This window comes from Pseudomonas sp. JV449 (genome assembly GCF_032424295.1).
GTDB lineage: Bacteria > Pseudomonadota > Gammaproteobacteria > Pseudomonadales > Pseudomonadaceae > Aquipseudomonas > Aquipseudomonas marginalis.
This window is the reverse complement of record NZ_VYKD01000016.1, coordinates 66,249-81,773: the sequence shown is the minus strand read 5'-3', so window position 1 is coordinate 81,773 and position 15,525 is coordinate 66,249. Positions and strand designations below refer to the sequence as shown.

The 15,525-nt window shown below is 60.7% G+C and carries 13 protein-coding genes and 2 pseudogenes; 9 read left to right on the top strand and 6 right to left on the bottom strand.

Annotated features, from left to right (window positions below):
- The first annotated feature begins 62 nt into the window (after window positions 1–62).
- Together F6S08_RS16040 and F6S08_RS16035 are read left to right on the top strand one after the other, a co-directional pair.
- A complete protein-coding gene (locus tag F6S08_RS16040) occupies window positions 63–1,796 on the top strand; it encodes a DEAD/DEAH box helicase (protein WP_315871879.1) in 1,734 nt (577 codons plus the stop codon).
- Entirely contained in the window at window positions 1,793–3,784 is a 1,992-nt protein-coding gene (locus tag F6S08_RS16035) for a 3'-5' exonuclease (protein ID WP_315871878.1), read from the top strand. Before F6S08_RS16040 ends, F6S08_RS16035 begins: the two co-directional genes overlap by 4 nt.
- Window positions 3,785–3,841: 57 nt before the next feature.
- On the opposite strand, the gene F6S08_RS16030 is transcribed toward F6S08_RS16035, so the two are convergent.
- Entirely contained in the window at window positions 3,842–4,351 is a 510-nt protein-coding gene (locus F6S08_RS16030; RefSeq protein WP_027603156.1) for a DUF1993 family protein, read from the bottom strand.
- Between the two features lie 205 nt (window positions 4,352–4,556).
- On the opposite strand from F6S08_RS16030, the gene F6S08_RS16025 reads away from it, so the two are divergent.
- Window positions 4,557–5,207 (top strand): YceH family protein, encoded by a 651-nt coding sequence (locus F6S08_RS16025; protein ID WP_065926946.1) that lies wholly within the window; start codon window positions 4,557–4,559, stop codon window positions 5,205–5,207.
- A gap of 58 nt (window positions 5,208–5,265) precedes the next feature.
- Here F6S08_RS16025 and F6S08_RS16020 read toward each other — a convergent pair whose 3' ends face one another.
- Window positions 5,266–6,084 (bottom strand): shikimate 5-dehydrogenase, encoded by an 819-nt coding sequence (locus F6S08_RS16020; RefSeq protein WP_074845302.1) that lies wholly within the window; start codon window positions 6,082–6,084, stop codon window positions 5,266–5,268.
- Between the two features lie 156 nt (window positions 6,085–6,240).
- On the opposite strand from F6S08_RS16020, the gene F6S08_RS16015 reads away from it, so the two are divergent.
- The 3 genes from F6S08_RS16015 to F6S08_RS16005 all read left to right on the top strand — a co-directional run bounded on the left by F6S08_RS16015 (window position 6,241) and on the right by F6S08_RS16005 (window position 7,293).
- Window positions 6,241–6,594 carry a hypothetical protein gene (locus F6S08_RS16015; protein ID WP_027603153.1) on the top strand — a complete coding sequence of 118 codons (354 nt, stop codon included), beginning with the start codon at window positions 6,241–6,243 and terminating at the stop codon, window positions 6,592–6,594.
- Window positions 6,595–6,827: 233 nt separating this feature from the next.
- Window positions 6,828–7,022 (top strand): hypothetical protein, encoded by a 195-nt coding sequence (locus tag F6S08_RS16010; RefSeq protein WP_027603152.1) that lies wholly within the window; start codon window positions 6,828–6,830, stop codon window positions 7,020–7,022.
- Between the two features lie 91 nt (window positions 7,023–7,113).
- Window positions 7,114–7,293: a hypothetical protein gene (locus F6S08_RS16005; RefSeq protein WP_065926944.1), complete on the top strand. Its 180-nt coding sequence runs from the start codon at window positions 7,114–7,116 to the stop codon at window positions 7,291–7,293.
- A gap of 24 nt (window positions 7,294–7,317) precedes the next feature.
- Here the strand turns inward: F6S08_RS16005 and F6S08_RS16000 are convergent, their stop codons facing one another.
- Entirely contained in the window at window positions 7,318–8,385 is a 1,068-nt protein-coding gene (locus tag F6S08_RS16000) for an AI-2E family transporter (protein WP_027603150.1), read from the bottom strand.
- A gap of 161 nt (window positions 8,386–8,546) precedes the next feature.
- Here F6S08_RS16000 and yegQ point away from each other — a divergent pair, with 161 nt between their 5' ends.
- The gene (yegQ, locus tag F6S08_RS15995; protein ID WP_065926943.1) at window positions 8,547–9,866 is read left to right on the top strand and encodes a tRNA 5-hydroxyuridine modification protein YegQ; all 1,320 of its coding nucleotides are present in this window, start codon (window positions 8,547–8,549) and stop codon (window positions 9,864–9,866) included.
- Here the strand turns inward: yegQ and F6S08_RS31440 are convergent.
- The 3 genes and pseudogenes from F6S08_RS31440 to F6S08_RS15985 all read right to left on the bottom strand — a co-directional run bounded on the left by F6S08_RS31440 (window position 9,863) and on the right by F6S08_RS15985 (window position 12,923).
- The gene (locus tag F6S08_RS31440) at window positions 9,863–10,618 is read right to left on the bottom strand and encodes a methyl-accepting chemotaxis protein (protein ID WP_370671271.1); all 756 of its coding nucleotides are present in this window, start codon (window positions 10,616–10,618) and stop codon (window positions 9,863–9,865) included. The two genes, yegQ and F6S08_RS31440, sit on opposite strands and share 4 nt — an antisense overlap.
- A 102-nt stretch (window positions 10,619–10,720) precedes the next feature.
- Window positions 10,721–11,542, bottom strand: a pseudogene (locus tag F6S08_RS31435) (cache domain-containing protein); the annotation flags it as partial.
- A gap of 61 nt (window positions 11,543–11,603) precedes the next feature.
- Complete coding sequence (locus tag F6S08_RS15985) at window positions 11,604–12,923, bottom strand: Na+/H+ antiporter family protein (RefSeq protein WP_161985740.1); 1,320 nt, start codon at window positions 12,921–12,923, stop codon at window positions 11,604–11,606.
- Window positions 12,924–13,161: 238 nt separating this feature from the next.
- Between F6S08_RS15985 and F6S08_RS31430 the strand changes: the two are divergent.
- Window positions 13,162–14,451: pseudogene (locus F6S08_RS31430) on the top strand (HAMP domain-containing protein); the annotation flags it as partial.
- A 102-nt stretch (window positions 14,452–14,553) separates the two neighbouring features.
- Complete coding sequence (locus F6S08_RS31425; protein ID WP_370671270.1) at window positions 14,554–15,309, top strand: methyl-accepting chemotaxis protein; 756 nt, start codon at window positions 14,554–14,556, stop codon at window positions 15,307–15,309.
- Window positions 15,310–15,525: the final 216 nt, after the last annotated feature.

Genomic DNA, 15,525 nt, shown 5'->3' with positions numbered 1-15,525 from the left:
CACGACAAACATTATGTAACACTGCCAACAGATGCCTCGGTCGATAAGGATTGTTCACCGCCATGCTCGGACAGCACCCCCTGATTCAAAAACTGTACGACTTCGTATACGCCGAACAGGCCGCCAACTGGCAAAAACTTCAAGAGGTATGGGAACGTCCCTTGAAGGACAAGTTGCTGCAGGGCTGGACACAGGGCTTCGTTCGACTCGAACGTGGCGATACAGCCAAATTACTGTGGGCCTACCTCGACGACAACGAATCGCGCTTTCGTGCAGGTGACTTGCTGCGTCTGCATCTGGGCGATGCCCAAGGCCCGCTGCTATGCCAGGCCATGAAGTTCGAAAAGGAAGAGGATGATCGCTGGCTTCTCAGTTCGGATCAGGCAATGCTCATTTGGGAGAGCTATCAGGAAGGTGTTTGCTACGCGGACCCTGATGGCATGGACCTGACGCCGAAATATCTTCAAACCTTGCAGGATATTGAGAGCGACGTACACGGTAACAACGCGATTCTTCCTTTGCTCGGCGATGCTCCCAATATCGGCTTCCATGACGCGGACCTCGAATACGCCGAGCAGATCGCGCTCAAAGAGGGCTGCAACCAGAAACAAGCCGAGGCCGTGGGTTTTGCCTTCGGTGCTGAACAGGTCGCCTGCATTCAAGGTCCACCCGGTACCGGCAAGACCAGAGCCCTGGCCCTGATCGCTCAATTGCTGGTCGAGCGCGGCGAACGGGTGTTCATCACTTCGCATACACACATGGCCATCAACAACGCTCTGAGTAAGATTGCTGCGCGCGATGTGCCGACCGTCAAGGTCGGTGGCCGCCGGGAAGACCTCGACAAACACGTGGACTGGGCAGCCGAACCGGCCAGATGGGAAGGGATGCCAGAGGCAGGTCAAGGTTATGTGATTGGCGCCACGCCTTTTGCAACGTGTTCCTCATTGTCCAATTACAATTTCGACACGGTGATCTTCGACGAGGCCAGTCAGATCACCGTACCTCTCGCCCTGATGGCGATGCGCAAGGGCAAACGCTTTATTTTCATCGGCGACCAGAAACAACTTCCCCCCGTACTGCTTTCTCGCTCGGTTCTGTCAAAAGAATCCATGTCTGTGTTCGCCCGCCTGACGGCTCAGGATGCCGATCACACGGTAATGCTTGAAGAAACCTACCGGATGAATCGCTGGCTGACCCAGTGGCCCAGCCAAATGTATTACGGCGGGCGATTACGCGCCGCCGGGCGAAACAAGGACCGTCTCCTGTCGCCCATTCATCAGGCAGATGTCAGCGAAGCGCTTGATCCGCAAACCTGCGCGGTGTTCATCCCGACGCAGGACGCAAAAGCGCGGAACCGCAACCCAGCAGACGCCAGGTGCGTCGTCCAGTTGTGCCGGCAAGCGAACGACATGGGGCTGCCACTCCATGAAATCGGCATCGTGACGCCCTACCGTGCTCAGGGTCGAGCCATTCGCAAGGCGCTGGCCAAACAGTTCGGCAGCGAGGCCGCCAGTACAATCGTCGCGGATACTGTCGAGCGTATGCAGGGTCAGGAGCGGGAGTTGGTGATCCTGTCCCTGTGCAGTGGCGACGAAGCGTTTATCAGTGCAATCGGGACATTTTTCTTTCAGCCTGAGCGCCTGAACGTTTCCATCACACGCGCGATGACCAAGCTGATCATCATCGGGCCGGAGCTGCAGCACGGGATCATCTGTTCCAGCGAAACAGCACAGGCCTGGGCTGAGCAATACCGCCAGTTGATCAGCCAATGCCATAAGGTAAATTTCCCGCTATGACTCTTTTCATACCCGAATGGCAGCGCAGCAGCGGCTCCCAGCAACAGTGCAAGCGGGTACTCAAGAAGCTTGAGGATGACTACGTCGTCCGCAAATGCCTGACCCAAGACAGTTGGGCACCGGATTTTTTCCTACAGCGCGGTGAGCTTGAGTGGCTGGCGCTGATGGTGTGCGAGTTGCCGTACGATACGCTGGACCCGGACCAGCTGTTTTTGACCGCAGAGCAGACAGCATTCAGCCAGATGCTGGAGAAACTGGGAACATTCGAAACCCAGGCCGGTATCCCGGCCATGCGCAAGATGGTGGTGATGTGGGGCTGCGACTCCGAGCAAAGTAAAATCCTCTGGTCAAGGCATTGCGAAGGTCGGGGAATCTGGCTGATGTCGAAGAAGACGTTCCTTGAGTCCGGTGCAGAACAACTGCCCAAGCTGCTCAAGGCACTGTCTTCGGAAACCCGGCAGACCCTTATGGGCCGTTACTTTTCCGAGGCCGAAATAGCCGGGCTCCGCTCAACACGCCGTCAGTTTTCGCGCGACAACAGTGCCCGCACGCTGCGCTACTTTCTGGACCCTCAGCAAGAGTGGGCCAGCAAGCTCGACCTGGACCTTCCGGATGAGCAAACGGAAATGGCGGGGGATTTTTCCGTGCGGCTGATCAATGGTGTAGCGGGCAGCGGCAAAACGCTTATTGCTGCCAGTCGCGCCTATATCCTGGCCAGGAAATTCCCTGACCAGCAGGTTCTCATGCTGATTCACAACGTTCCTGTCGTGAAAGATCTGAAACACCGCCTGCAGCGCGTCTATGGGGAAATCCCCAAGAACCTCACCATCATGACGGCGCTGGGCTGGATCTCAAGGCAATGGAGGGCGCTGTTTAAAGAAACACTGAAGATGCCTAAGTTCACTACCGAAGCCATAGGCCTTATTCAGCATTTTCGCGACACGGAATACCGGGAACTGAAACCGGACAATAACCAGTTGCTTGATGAGTTCAACTTTATAAACGACAACGTCGTCATCGACGAGCCTGATTATCTCAAGGCAGAACGGGCAGGCCAGGGCTTTGCGCTGCGCAAAGAGGAGCGACAACAGGTCTGGGCGCTGTACGAACGGGTGACCAAAGCCCTGTTCAATCAGCATGGGCTGCGTTTATGGAGCTCGCTCCCCCGTGATCTGTGCCTGGCCAATCGCCCAGACACGCTGGAAGCCTATCAGCACATTCTGGTGGACGAGGCGCAGTTCTTCGCACCGTCGTGGTTCCAACTGATCAAACTCACCCTGGAAAAAACCGAGGGAACGCTGTTTTTATGCGCTGATCCGAATCAGGGCTTTCTGAAGAGCCGCCTTAGCTGGAAACGAGTCGGCCTGGATGTGGCGGGCAAGACCAAAAAGCTGCGCAAATCGTATCGCACCACCCAGGCCATACTAAGCGCTGCCAGCCAGATGTTGGCCGATATTACACAGACCGATCCGGACGAGTATCTGCAACCAGACTTCGACGGTATGGAAGCAGGTACACCGCCGCTGTTTGTTCTGTCGCCCTCTCCACAGGATGCCGTTGTCCAGGCCTGCAATGAAATTGGAGCGCATCGGAACAGCTATGAATTACCGTTGTCGGCGATGTTGCTGCTGTATGGCAAGGGCATAGACAAAGCGTTGTTAATGAAAACCCTGAAGAAGAGTTTCGGCACCGAGCGAATCTGGGACATGAATGATCCAGACGTCGTCCCCGGTCATGATGAGACGCTGCGAATCGCGACAGTTGAAAGTGCAACCGGACTGGAAGCCAACGTAGTGTTTCTGGTTGGGCTGGAAAAATTGCTCAGGATTATCGAGCAGAAGGCTGGCATCACGGCGGACGAGCTGGAACGGAATGCTCGCAAGCTGTATATGGCGATGACTCGCGCAGGCCAACGGCTTGTGCTGATCTCGTCTACCCCGCTACCGGAGAAAATTGCGGGGGTGTTTGTCCACACCGGGATGGAATAAAAAACGCCCAGGGTCATTCGACGAAGAACGGCTCCGGGCGTTTTCCGATGCCTGGGCTTAGAAAGCGCCCATGTAGTCACGCTTGCCCACTTCTACACCGTTGTGACGCAGCAAGGCGTATGCGGTGGTGACGTGGAAGAAGAACTGCGGCAGGCCGTAGGTCAGCAGGTAGGACTGGCCGCTGAAGCGCTTCTCTTTCGGCGTGCCTGGGCGGGTGATGATCTCGATGCCTTCCTTGCCGTCGACTTGCTCGGGCTTGATGGTGTCGACAAACGCCAGCACCTTGGCGATCAGCGCTTGCAGGTCGGCGAAGGTGACTTCGGTGTCTTCGTATTTCGGCACTTCGATCTCAGCCAGGCGTGCGGAAACACCCTTGGCGAAGTCGACGGCGATCTGCACCTGGCGCACCAGTTGGAACATGTCCGGGAACAGCCGCGCTTGCAGCAAGGCGTTGGGTTCGATGTTCCTGGCGGTGGCGTGGGCTTCGGCTTTGTTCAGCACATCGCTCAGGGCGCTGAGCATTTGCTTGAAGACCGGGATGGAGGCGGCGTACAGGGAAATAGTCATGGCAGTCTCATGGGTAGTGGCAGGGTTGGAACCAGCGGCGATTATAGACACGCCAGGCGCTTGTCTTTTATTTTTTCCGGCTTACGCTAGGCGGGGGCGTTCTCAATTAGTTTCCTCGCCGCGCTGGGCCTGGCCCGCTTTAAGGCGACAACGCGGCGGGGAAACTAATTGAGAACGCCCCCATTCACTGCATAGGGAAAGCGCGATGACCGCCGAGCACGATACCGACACCCCTGAGCCGCGCCTGAACAGCACGGAAATTCGCGTCCTGGGTTGCCTGATCGAAAAACAGGCGACCAACCCGGAAACCTATCCCCTGACCCTCAACGCCCTGGTCCTGGCCTGCAACCAGAAGACCAGCCGCGAGCCGGTGATGAACCTGAGCCAGGGCCAGGTTGGCCAGAGTCTACGTGCGTTGGAAGGCCAAGGCTTCACGCGCCTGGTGATGGGCAGCCGTGCCGACCGCTGGGAGCATCGCGTGGACAAGGCGCTGGAACTGGTGCCGGCCCAGGTGATCCTGACCGGGCTGCTGTTCTTGCGTGGGCCGCAGACGGTCAACGAACTGCTGACCCGCAGCGGGCGCATGCATGACTTCGAGGATGCCGAGCAGGTGGTGCACCAGTTGGAGCGCCTGATTGCCCGCGGGCTGGCGCTGCTGGTGCCGCGCCAGGCAGGGCAGCGGGAAGATCGCTATACCCATGCGCTGGGGGATCCGGCGGACATCGAGGTGATTATCGCGGCGCGGGGAAGCCCGGTGGAGCGCTCTGCCGGCGCAGTCTCGCTGGATCGTATCGAAGAGCTTGAAGCACGAATTGCAGCTCTGGAGGAGCGGCTGGCGCAGCTGGAACAGGCCTGACACGGTCAAACATGTGGGAGGGGCTTGCCCCCTCCCACATTTAGAGCTGCAGTGGCCTTCAGTTGCGGGCGAAGGCTACTGCTGCCTGGAACTGTTCATCCGTAGGCCGCACGCCGGTATAAAGCACAAACTGCTCCAACGCCTGGATCGCAATCACCTCCAGCCCAGTGATTACCCGCTTGCCTTTGGCCCGTCCACGCACGATCAGTGGCGTTTCGGCGGGGATCGCCACCACATCGAAGACAGTGTCCGCTGCATCCACGGCATCCGCCTCGAACGCCAGGGCATCCGCCTCGGCCCCGCCGGTCATGCCGATGGGCGTCACGTTGATCAGCATCTGCGGGCGCAAATCGCCCAGTTCCGCCTGCCACTCATACCCCAGGTTATGCGCCAACGCCCGGCCCGCCGCTTCGTTACGCGCCACGATCACACCATTGGCGTAACCGCCATCCCGCAAGGCGCTCGCCACGGCCTTGGCCATACCGCCACTGCCACGCAGGGCGAAGGTCGAATCCTGCGGCACGGCGTGTTTCTTGAGCAATTGTTCGACGGCGATGTAGTCGGTGTTGTAGGCCTTGAGATGGCCATTGGTATTGACGATGGTATTCAGGGAGTCGATGGCTTGAACCGAATCGTCCAGTTCGTCCACTAAGGCAATGGCGGCCTCCTTGAAGGGCATGGACACCCCGCAACCCCGGATGCCCAACGCACGGATACCACCTATCGCGCCGGGCAAATCCTGGCTGCTGAAGGCTTTATAGTAGAAGTTCAGCCCCAGCTGTTCGTACAGGTGGTTATGAAAACGCAAGCCAAAATTCCCAGGGCGGGCCGACAGCGACATGCACAGTTGGGTGTCCTTGTTGGGGTGCATCTGCATGGATAACTCCTTTGAGTAAGCAAATCGGTACAGACCTTACACAACCTTTACTTAGCGGCCGTGCTGTTTTTCAGAAATACGTTGTCTTAAAAGTATCCCCGCGACATTACTTGAGTCTATTGATTGCAGACCACAAGCGCAGGGGCTAACCGAGGAATGACCATGATTCGTACAATCCCCAAGATCGCCTTGCTGGTAGGTGCACTCGCTATGGCAGGCCAAGCCTCCGCCCATGGTGGTGGATGGGGTGGCCCAGCCGTCTTGGGTGCCCTGGTCGGCGCCGCCGTAGTGGGCTCCGTGGTGGCCAGCCAGCCCCGTGAGGTCTATGTGCAGCAGCCGGTCTACGTGCAACCACAGCCGGTGTATGCCGCGCCCCCGCCCGTCTACTACGCACCACCGCCACCGGTGTACGTGCAGCAGGAGGTCTATTACCGCCCGGCGCCGGTCTACTACGGCCCACCGCGTGGCTACTATGGCCCGCCCCACGGCTATTACCGCCGCGGCTGGTAAGTCTCAACCGTCAGCTATGCAACAGGCCTCGCCCACCCGCGGGGCCTTTTCTTGTGGGTAACGTCCGGATTTATCCTGCCAAGGTCGCTCTGAGGACAATGGCCGGGCTGCAATCCCACATGATTAAGGTCGAAAGTCTACTTGCCCGAACGGGGCTCACGCTGTCATGTTTGTGTCACGACACACTCCCACTATCAATCCTGTCCACTCCATAACAACAAGGACGACTGACCATGCCCACACAAAATCCGCACCGCACCGCTGGCCTGTGTACGTCCAGCAAGGTCTACAGCGCCCTCACGGAGCTCAAGCACCTGGAAGGCCACCGCAGCGCCAAGTTCCTCGCGCTGCTGGCGGAAAACCTGGTGCACAAAGGCCTGCTTAATGAGCAGGAAGTGGTGAGCATGCTCGATCAAGTGGTCGACTGAGGCCTTTTGTTGATGTCGACTATCGAGCCAGATGATTTTTCCTGAGCGCCTGTGCCCCGTAAGGTGACCTCCATAGCGATTGGAGGTCCTTATGCCCACTGTTCAAATCATGTCCGTCATCGGCAGCGCCGTCCCTGCCCCGCTTCGAGAGCTGGGTTTATTGGCTTGCTGGTACGTGGTGCGCGACGGCGAAGCCATCAGCGGCCCGCTGACGACTAAAGACGCAGCGGAGAAGCAGTTACAAGCTACAAGCTACAAACTTGAAGCTTGAAGCTTGAAGCTTGAAGCTGCCCCTCTACGGCAACGGCAACTTGACCCGCGGCTTGCTTTCGACAAACAACGCCCAACTGGACATGAACAACGCCGCCACCAGCGGCCCGATCACAAATCCGTTGAGGCCGAATACCGACAGGCCGCCCAGGGTCGAGATCAGGATCAGGTAGTCCGGCATCTTGGTGTCCTTGCCCACCAGGATCGGGCGTAATACGTTGTCCACCAGGCCGATCACAAACACGCCGAACAGGCCCAGCACCACACCCTGCCAGATCGAACCGCTCAACAGGAAGTAGGCGGCCACCGGCCCCCACACAATGCCCGCGCCCACGGCCGGCAGCAGTGACAGAAACGCCATCAACACCGCCCACAGCAACGCACTGGGAATGTCCAGGAACCAGAAGATCAAACCACCCAGCGCCCCCTGGGTCACGGCCACCAGCACGTTGCCCTTGACCGTGGCGCGCACCACCCGATTGAACTTGAGCTGCAACCGACGCTTCTGCGGCTCGGCCAGCGGCACCGCCGTGCGGACCTTGCGCACCAGTTCCGGGCCGTCCCGCAGCAGGAAAAACAGCAGGTACAGCATGATGAAAAAACTCACCAGGAAATCAAACGTGCCCTGACCGAAGCTGAACGCCTGGGTCGCAAAGAACTGGCTGCCCTGCATGGCGCTCTTGACGATCTTCTCGCGCAGCCCTTCCAGGTTGCCCATGCCGAAGCGGTCCAGCAGGTGCTGGAAGTACGGCGGCAGGAAGTTCTTGAACTGCTCGATATAGCCGGCCACATCCAGCTTGCCACTCTCGACGTTTTTGTACAGCGTGGCGCCCTCTTGCACCAGCAATGCGCTGGTAATGATCACCGGCAGGATCGCGATCACCAGGCACACCATCAAGGTGGCCAGGGACGTCAGGTTGCGGTTCCAGCCGAAGCGCTGCTGCAGGCGACGCTGCATCGGCGCAAAGATGATGCCGAGGATCACCGCCCAGAACACTGCACCGTAGAACGGCAGCAATATCCAGATAAAGGCGACGGTCACCAGGGCCAGCAGTAGCAGCAGGGTCTTGAATTGCAGGTTGGTTTGATTCATGTCCGATCCATGTCAGAAAAGCAGGCCGCGCGTGTGCGTCCAGCTGCTTAGTCCACCGCAAATCCCGGGAGTGCCATCTTTGTTGCGGTAAGCGTAGACCCAGATCAATAAAGCCCGGCACATGTTGGGCTACGCTCGCGGCCTTTTGCGATCCGATCCCCATGCCTCTCGTCCTTGCCCCCGAACTGCTCGCCCCCGCCGGCACCCTGAAAAACATGCGCTACGCCTTCGCCTACGGCGCCGATGCAGTCTACGCCGGCCAGCCGCGCTACAGCCTGCGCGTGCGCAACAACGAGTTTGACCACGCCAACCTGGCGCTCGGCATCCAGGAAGCCCACGCGCTGGGCAAGCGGTTCTATGTGGTGGTGAACATCGCGCCGCACAATGCCAAGCTCAAGACGTTCCTCAAGGACCTCGCCCCGGTGATCGCCATGGGCCCGGATGCGCTGATCATGTCCGACCCAGGGCTGATCATGCTGGTGCGCCGGCACTTCCCGATGATGCCGATCCATCTCTCAGTGCAGGCCAATACGGTGAACTGGGCCAGCGTGGAGTTCTGGCAGCAGCAAGGAATTTGCCGGGTGATCCTGTCGCGGGAGCTGTCCCTGGAAGAAATCGGCGAGATTCGCCAGCAGGTGCCGGCCATGGAGCTGGAAGTGTTTGTCCACGGTGCCTTGTGCATGGCCTATTCCGGGCGCTGCCTGCTCTCGGGCTACATGAACAAACGTGATGCCAACCAGGGCACCTGCACCAATGCCTGCCGCTGGAAATACCAGGCCACCCCGGCGGTGGAAAACGCCACGGGCGATATTGTCCAGGTGTATCAACCGGAACCCACACTGGGGATCGGCGCGCCCACCGACCAGGTGTTCCTGCTGCAGGAAGCCAACCGCCCCGACGAACAGATGCCCGCCTTCGAGGATGAACACGGCACCTACATCATGAACGCCAAGGACCTGCGCGCCGTGCAGCATGTGGAGCGCCTGACCCACATGGGCGTGCATTCGCTGAAGATCGAAGGCCGCACCAAATCGCATTTCTACTGCGCCCGCACGACCCAGGTGTACCGCCAGGCAATCGATGATGCCGTGGCCGGCCGTGCGTTTGACCGCAACTTGATGACCGACCTGGAATCCCTGGCCCAACGCGGCTACACCGAAGGTTTCCTGCGCCGCCACGTGCACGACGAATACCAGAATTACCAGAACGGCAGCTCAGTGTCCGAGCGCCAGCAGTTTGTTGGCGAATTGACCGGCGAGCGCCGCGGCGAGTTGGCCGAGGTCAAGGTGAAGAACCGCTTTGCCGTCGGCAATCATCTGGAATTGATGACCCCCGCCGGCAACTTTCACTTTGACCTGTCCAGTCTGCACAACGCCAAGGGTGAAGCCATCGAAGTGGCGCCGGGGGATGGGCACACGGTGTATGTGCCCCTGCCAGCGCAGGTGGATCTGCGCTTTGGGTTGTTGATGCGCGATCTCTAGATCCTGAACTGCCCCACCAACTGCCCCAACCGCTGGCCCAGGTCCGCCAGACTGCGCGAGGTCTGGGCGCCCAACTGGGTTTCATCGGCCACGCTGTCCACCGCCACGGCAATCTGATGCACGCTGCGGTTGATCTCTTCGGCGACGGCGGTCTGTTCTTCGGCAGCGCTGGCAATCTGCGCGTTCATCGAGTTGATGGTGCCGATCAACTGGGCCATGGTGTCCAGGGACGCCCCGGCTTCGTTGGCCTTGGCCGAGGTGCCGTCGCCGGCATCGCTGGAGCGGCGCATGGCATCCACGGCCGCTTCGGTGCCTTTTTGCAGGCGGTCGATCATGCCCTGGATTTCCTGGGTGCTGGTTTGCGTGCGGCTGGCCAGGGCGCGCACCTCGTCGGCGACCACGGCAAAACCGCGCCCGGCCTCCCCTGCCCGCGCGGCCTCGATCGCCGCGTTGAGGGCCAGCAGGTTGGTTTGTTCGGCAATCGAGCGGATCACGCCGAGCACGCTGACAATCGACGACACGTCCTGCTGCAGGCTGTCGAGGGACACACCGCTGCTGCGGATGTCATTCACCAGCGCATGGATCTGCGCGATGCTGCCGTCCACCACGCGCTTGGCGGCCTGGCCTTCGGCGTCGGTCTGTTGCGCGGCCACGGAGGCGCCCTGGGCACTGCGCGCCACTTCTTGCGCTGCGGAGGACATCTGATTGATGGCGGTGGCCACCTGGTCGGTCTCGTGACGCTGGCGTTCCATGGCCTGCTCAGAACGCTGGGCCTGGTCGGACACCTGGCTGACCAGGCCGGTGAGTTGGGTGGTCATCTCGGTGATCTGGCGCACCAGGCCATGGATCTTGTCGACAAAGCGGTTGAACGCACCAGCCAGGTCGCCCAGCTCGTCCTGGCTGGTGATGGCCAGGCGGCGGGTCAAATCGCCTTCGCCGGCAGCAATGTCGTCGAGGTTGGCTTTCATCAAATGCAGCGGGCGCAAAATGGTGTTGGCCAGCAGCATGCCGGCAGCGGCGATCACCAGCAACACCACCACGGCCACGCCGAGGATGCTCAGCAGCACGCCTTCCATGCGCGTTTTCACTTTGGCTTCGACCACCGCCACCTGGGCTTCGATGCCATCCAGGTTCACCGAGGTACCGATGACCATGTCCCACTTGGGCAGGTATTCGGTGTAGCCCATCTTGGGCACCAGTTCGGTCTGGCCGGGCTGGGTCGAGCTGTATTGCAGGTAGTGGGTGCCGTCCTTGCCGACCTTGACCAGGTCGCGGTTGACGTAGACACCGTTGGGATCACGGTTGTCCTTGAAGCTCTTGCCCACGCCGTCGGGGCTGTTGCCCTTGAACAGGCGGATGGTCTCGGAGTCGTAGCCGAAGAAGTAACCGTCCTTGCCGTAGCTGGTGTTGGACAGCAGCTTGACCACCTCGGCCCGCGCCACCGTATCGCCGGGGGCGGCCGCGTCATAGAGCGGCTTGATGGTGGTCATGGCCACTTCCACATAACTTTGCAGGGTGGCCTTGGCGTTGTTGAGCAGGCGCTGGCGGGTTTCATCCACCTCATTGCGCGCCTGGCCCTGGAGGATCCACACGGTGGTCAGGCTGATGACCACGGCGAACAGCAACACCGGCACAACGGCGAGGGACAGGACTTTGGCCTTCAGGCTCAGACGCATGGCTTTTCTCTCTTATTGGGCGACTTGAGAGGTTATCGGCCAGCGCCGGTGAATCTGTAGATCAGAGCGTCATCGCCGCCAACCAGCCAAACGCCAGCAATGGGAGGTTGTAGTGCAGGAACGTCGGCACCACGGTGTCCCAGATATGGTGATGCTGGCCGTCGATATTCAGGCCGGAGGTCGGGCCCAGGGTGGAGTCCGAGGCGGGCGAACCGGCATCACCCAGCGCCCCGGCGGTGCCGACGATGCACACGATGGCCAGCGGGCTGAAGCCCAGTTGCACACACAGCGGCACGAAAATCGCCGCCAGGATCGGTACTGTGGAAAACGACGAGCCGATGCCCATGGTCACCAGCAGCCCCACCAGCAACATCAACAACGCCCCCACCCCACGGCTATGGCCGATGAACGCCGCCGAGGTTTCCACCAGCGAGCGTACGTCGCCGGTAGCCTTGAGCACTTCGGCAAAGCCTGACGAGGCGATCATGATGAAGCCGATCATCGCCATCATCTTCATGCCTTCGGTAAACAGGTCGTCGGTGTCGCGCCAGCGCACGATGCCCGAGACCGAGAAGATCAGGAACCCGGCCAAGGCGCCGATAATCATGGAGTCCAGCCACAACTGGATGATGAACGCCGAGGCAATCGCCAGGCCCGCCACCGCCAGGGTCAGCGGGTTGTACTGCACCGCCACTTGCTCGACCCGCTCGATTTTCTCCAGGTCATACACGCGCTTCTTGCGGTAGCTGATAAACACCGCCACCAGCAGCCCGACCACCATGCCCAGCGCCGGCAGGCTCATGGCGTGGGTGACGTTGACCTGGCTGATGTCCACGCCGCTCTTGGCCACGTTGGCCAGCAGGATCTGGTTGAGGAAGATATTGCCGAAGCCCACCGGCAGGAACATGTACGGCGTGATCAGGCCGAAGGTCATCACGCAGGCGATCAGGCGGCGGTCCAACTGCAATTTGGTCAGCACATACAACAGGGGCGGCACCAGCAACGGGATAAACGCGATATGGATCGGCAGGATGTTCTGCGACGCAATCGCGACCACCCACAGCAGGCCGATCAGCAGCCATTTGACGTGGTTGCCGCCGCTGGCTTGCTGACGGTCGACCAGCAGCAAGGCCCTGTCCGCCAGGGCGTGGGCCAGGCCGGACTTGGCAATCGCCACGGCGAAAGCGCCGAGCAAGGCGTAGGACAAGGCCACGGTCGCCCCCCCTCCCAAGCCACCGTTGAACGCCTTGAGCGTGGCCTCGATGCCCAGGCCACCGGTCAGGCCGCCCACCAGGGCGCCGACAATAATGGCGATGACCACATGCACGCGGGACAGGCTGAGCACCAGCATGGTGCCGACCGCGGCGATGACTGCGTTAATCATGGTTACCTCAAGCAGAAACATACAAAACAGGCATGCCCGCGCCCGGGCGGCCATCGGATGGCAGCCGGCGTGCAGGCTTGAAGGAGGTCTTATTAGAGGGCGCGCACTGTGCAGCAGGTCGCGCCTCATGTCAAAAAGCGACGCCGCTTTCAGGTTTAAATTGATCGTTTGAATAAAGAAAATTCCAGATCGGCCGATAACCGTGCTCTATGTGTTTTCAGGTAAGGATGTACCGATGTCCCTCAGACAGCTCTCCATTCAATGGAAAATCACCCTGCTCGCCGGCCTGTGCCTGCTGGGGATCGTGACCCTGCTGGTGGGTTTGTCGTTGTACCGCATGGCGCAGAGTTCCGAGCAGGTCAAGGCTTCCAGCATGCAGATGCTCGATGAAGCGGCCCAGGCTCGCATCGAGGCCCAAGGTGAGGTGCAGGCCGCGGGCATCCGCCGGCAATTCATGGACGCCTATCAATATGGGCACGGGTTTTCCCGCCAGGTCCTGTTCCTGCGTGAGCAAGCCGAAAAACGCTTCCTCGACGCCTTCGACACCCGCGAAGACCTGACCCGCCAGGTCAAGGCCGCCCTGCAGGCCAACCCGGAACTGCTGGGGCTGTCCCTGGTATTCGAAGCCAATGCGCTGGATGGCAAGGATGAGTTGTTTGCCGACCAGGCCGAACTGGGCAGCAACGACAAGGGCCGCTTCGCCCTGTACTGGTCGCAGCCGACGCCGGGCACGCTGACATCGATGGCACTGCCGGAAAGCGACATGTCCGACACCCGCGTCGGCCCCAGCGGCGAACCGGCCAACGCCTGGTTCACCTGCCCGCGCAGCACCTTCAAGCCGTGTGTGATCGAACCGTACTTTTATGTGATCGACGGGCAAAACGTGCTGATGACCAGCATCGTGTTTCCGTTGACGGTCAATGGCAAGGTGATCGCTTCGCTGTCGGTGGACATCAACCTCAACAGCCTGCAGGCCGTGAGCCAGCAGGCCAGCCAGAAGCTGTATGACGGCCAGACCCAGGTCAGTATCCTCAGCCCCACCGGTTTGCTTGCCGGCTACAGCGCGGACGCCAGCCAGTTGAGCAAACGCCTGGATCAGGTCGATACGCAAAGCGGCGCGCAATTGATCAGCGCCCTGGCCGGCGGGACACAGACCCGCAGTCTGCGCACCGACCATCAACTCAAGGTGCTGGCGCCGTTCGCGCCGATTCCCGACGGCAAGCCATGGGGGGTGTTGCTGGATGTACCGGAAAAAGTCCTGGTGGGGCCGGCTGAAGCACTGAAGACCCAGATGGACGCCGATAATACCCGCGGCACCCTGCTGGAACTGGGCTTGGGCCTGCTGGCTGCCGTGATCGGCCTGATCCTGGTCTGGCTGATGGCCCGCAGCGTGACCCGACCGATCCTCGGCGTGGCCCATATGCTTGAAGACATCGCCAGCGGCGAAGGCGACCTGACCCGCCGCCTGGCGTATGACAAACAGGACGAACTGGGCCAGCTCGCCGGCTGGTTCAACCGTTTCCTCGACAAGCTGCAACCCATCATTGCCGAAGTCAAACGCTCGGTGCAGGACGCCCGTGGCACCGCCGACCAGTCCGCCGCGATTGCGACGCAAACCAGCGCCGGCATGGAGCAGCAGTACCGCCAGGTCGACCAGGTGGCCACCGCCTCCCACGAAATGAGCGCCACCGCCCAGGACGTGGCCCGCAGCGCCGCCCAGGCGGCCCAGGCCGCGCGGGATGCCGACCAGGCTACCCGCGACGGCCTGACAGTGATCGACCGCACCACCACCAACATCGGCCAACTGGCGGCCGATATGAGCACCGCCATGGCCCAGGTCGAAGGCCTGTCTGCCAACAGTGAGAAGATCGGCTCCGTGCTCGAAGTGATTCGCGGCATCGCCGAGCAAACCAACCTGCTGGCGCTCAACGCGGCAATCGAAGCCGCCCGCGCCGGTGAGGCCGGCCGGGGGTTTGCCGTGGTCGCCGACGAGGTACGCAACCTGGCACGGCGGACCCAGGAGTCGGTGGAGGAAACCCGCCTGGTGATCGAGCAATTGCAGAGCGGTACCGAAGAGGTCGTCGGCTCCATGGGCAACAGCTATCGCCAGGCCCAGGGCAGTGTCGAACAGGTCGGCGAGGCCGTTACCGCCCTGCGCCAGATCGGCGATGCGGTCACGGTGATCAGCGACATGAACCTGCAAATCGCCAGCGCTGCCGAAGAACAAAGCGCGGTGGCCGAAGAGATCAACCACAATGTGGCGACCATTCGCGATGTGACCGAGTCGTTGTCGGAACAGGCCAATGAGTCGGCGCGGGTGAGCCAGGCGTTGAACAGCCTGGCCAATCAGCAGCAGGGGTTGATGGACCAGTTCCGCGTCTGAGTGATCGCTCCCACGCGTGGATACCGTCTTATCCAACACCACACACATCCGTAGCAGCTGCCGAGCCTTGGCGAGGCTGCGTCGGCCGCGACTCGAGCTTGAGTCGCCAGCGCGCCTGACGCAGCCTCGCTTGCGCTCGGCAGCTGCTACGGGGGTGGGGCCGTGAGGTGGATTGGTTTTCGTAGCAGCTGTCGAGCGCAAGCGAGGCTGCGTCGG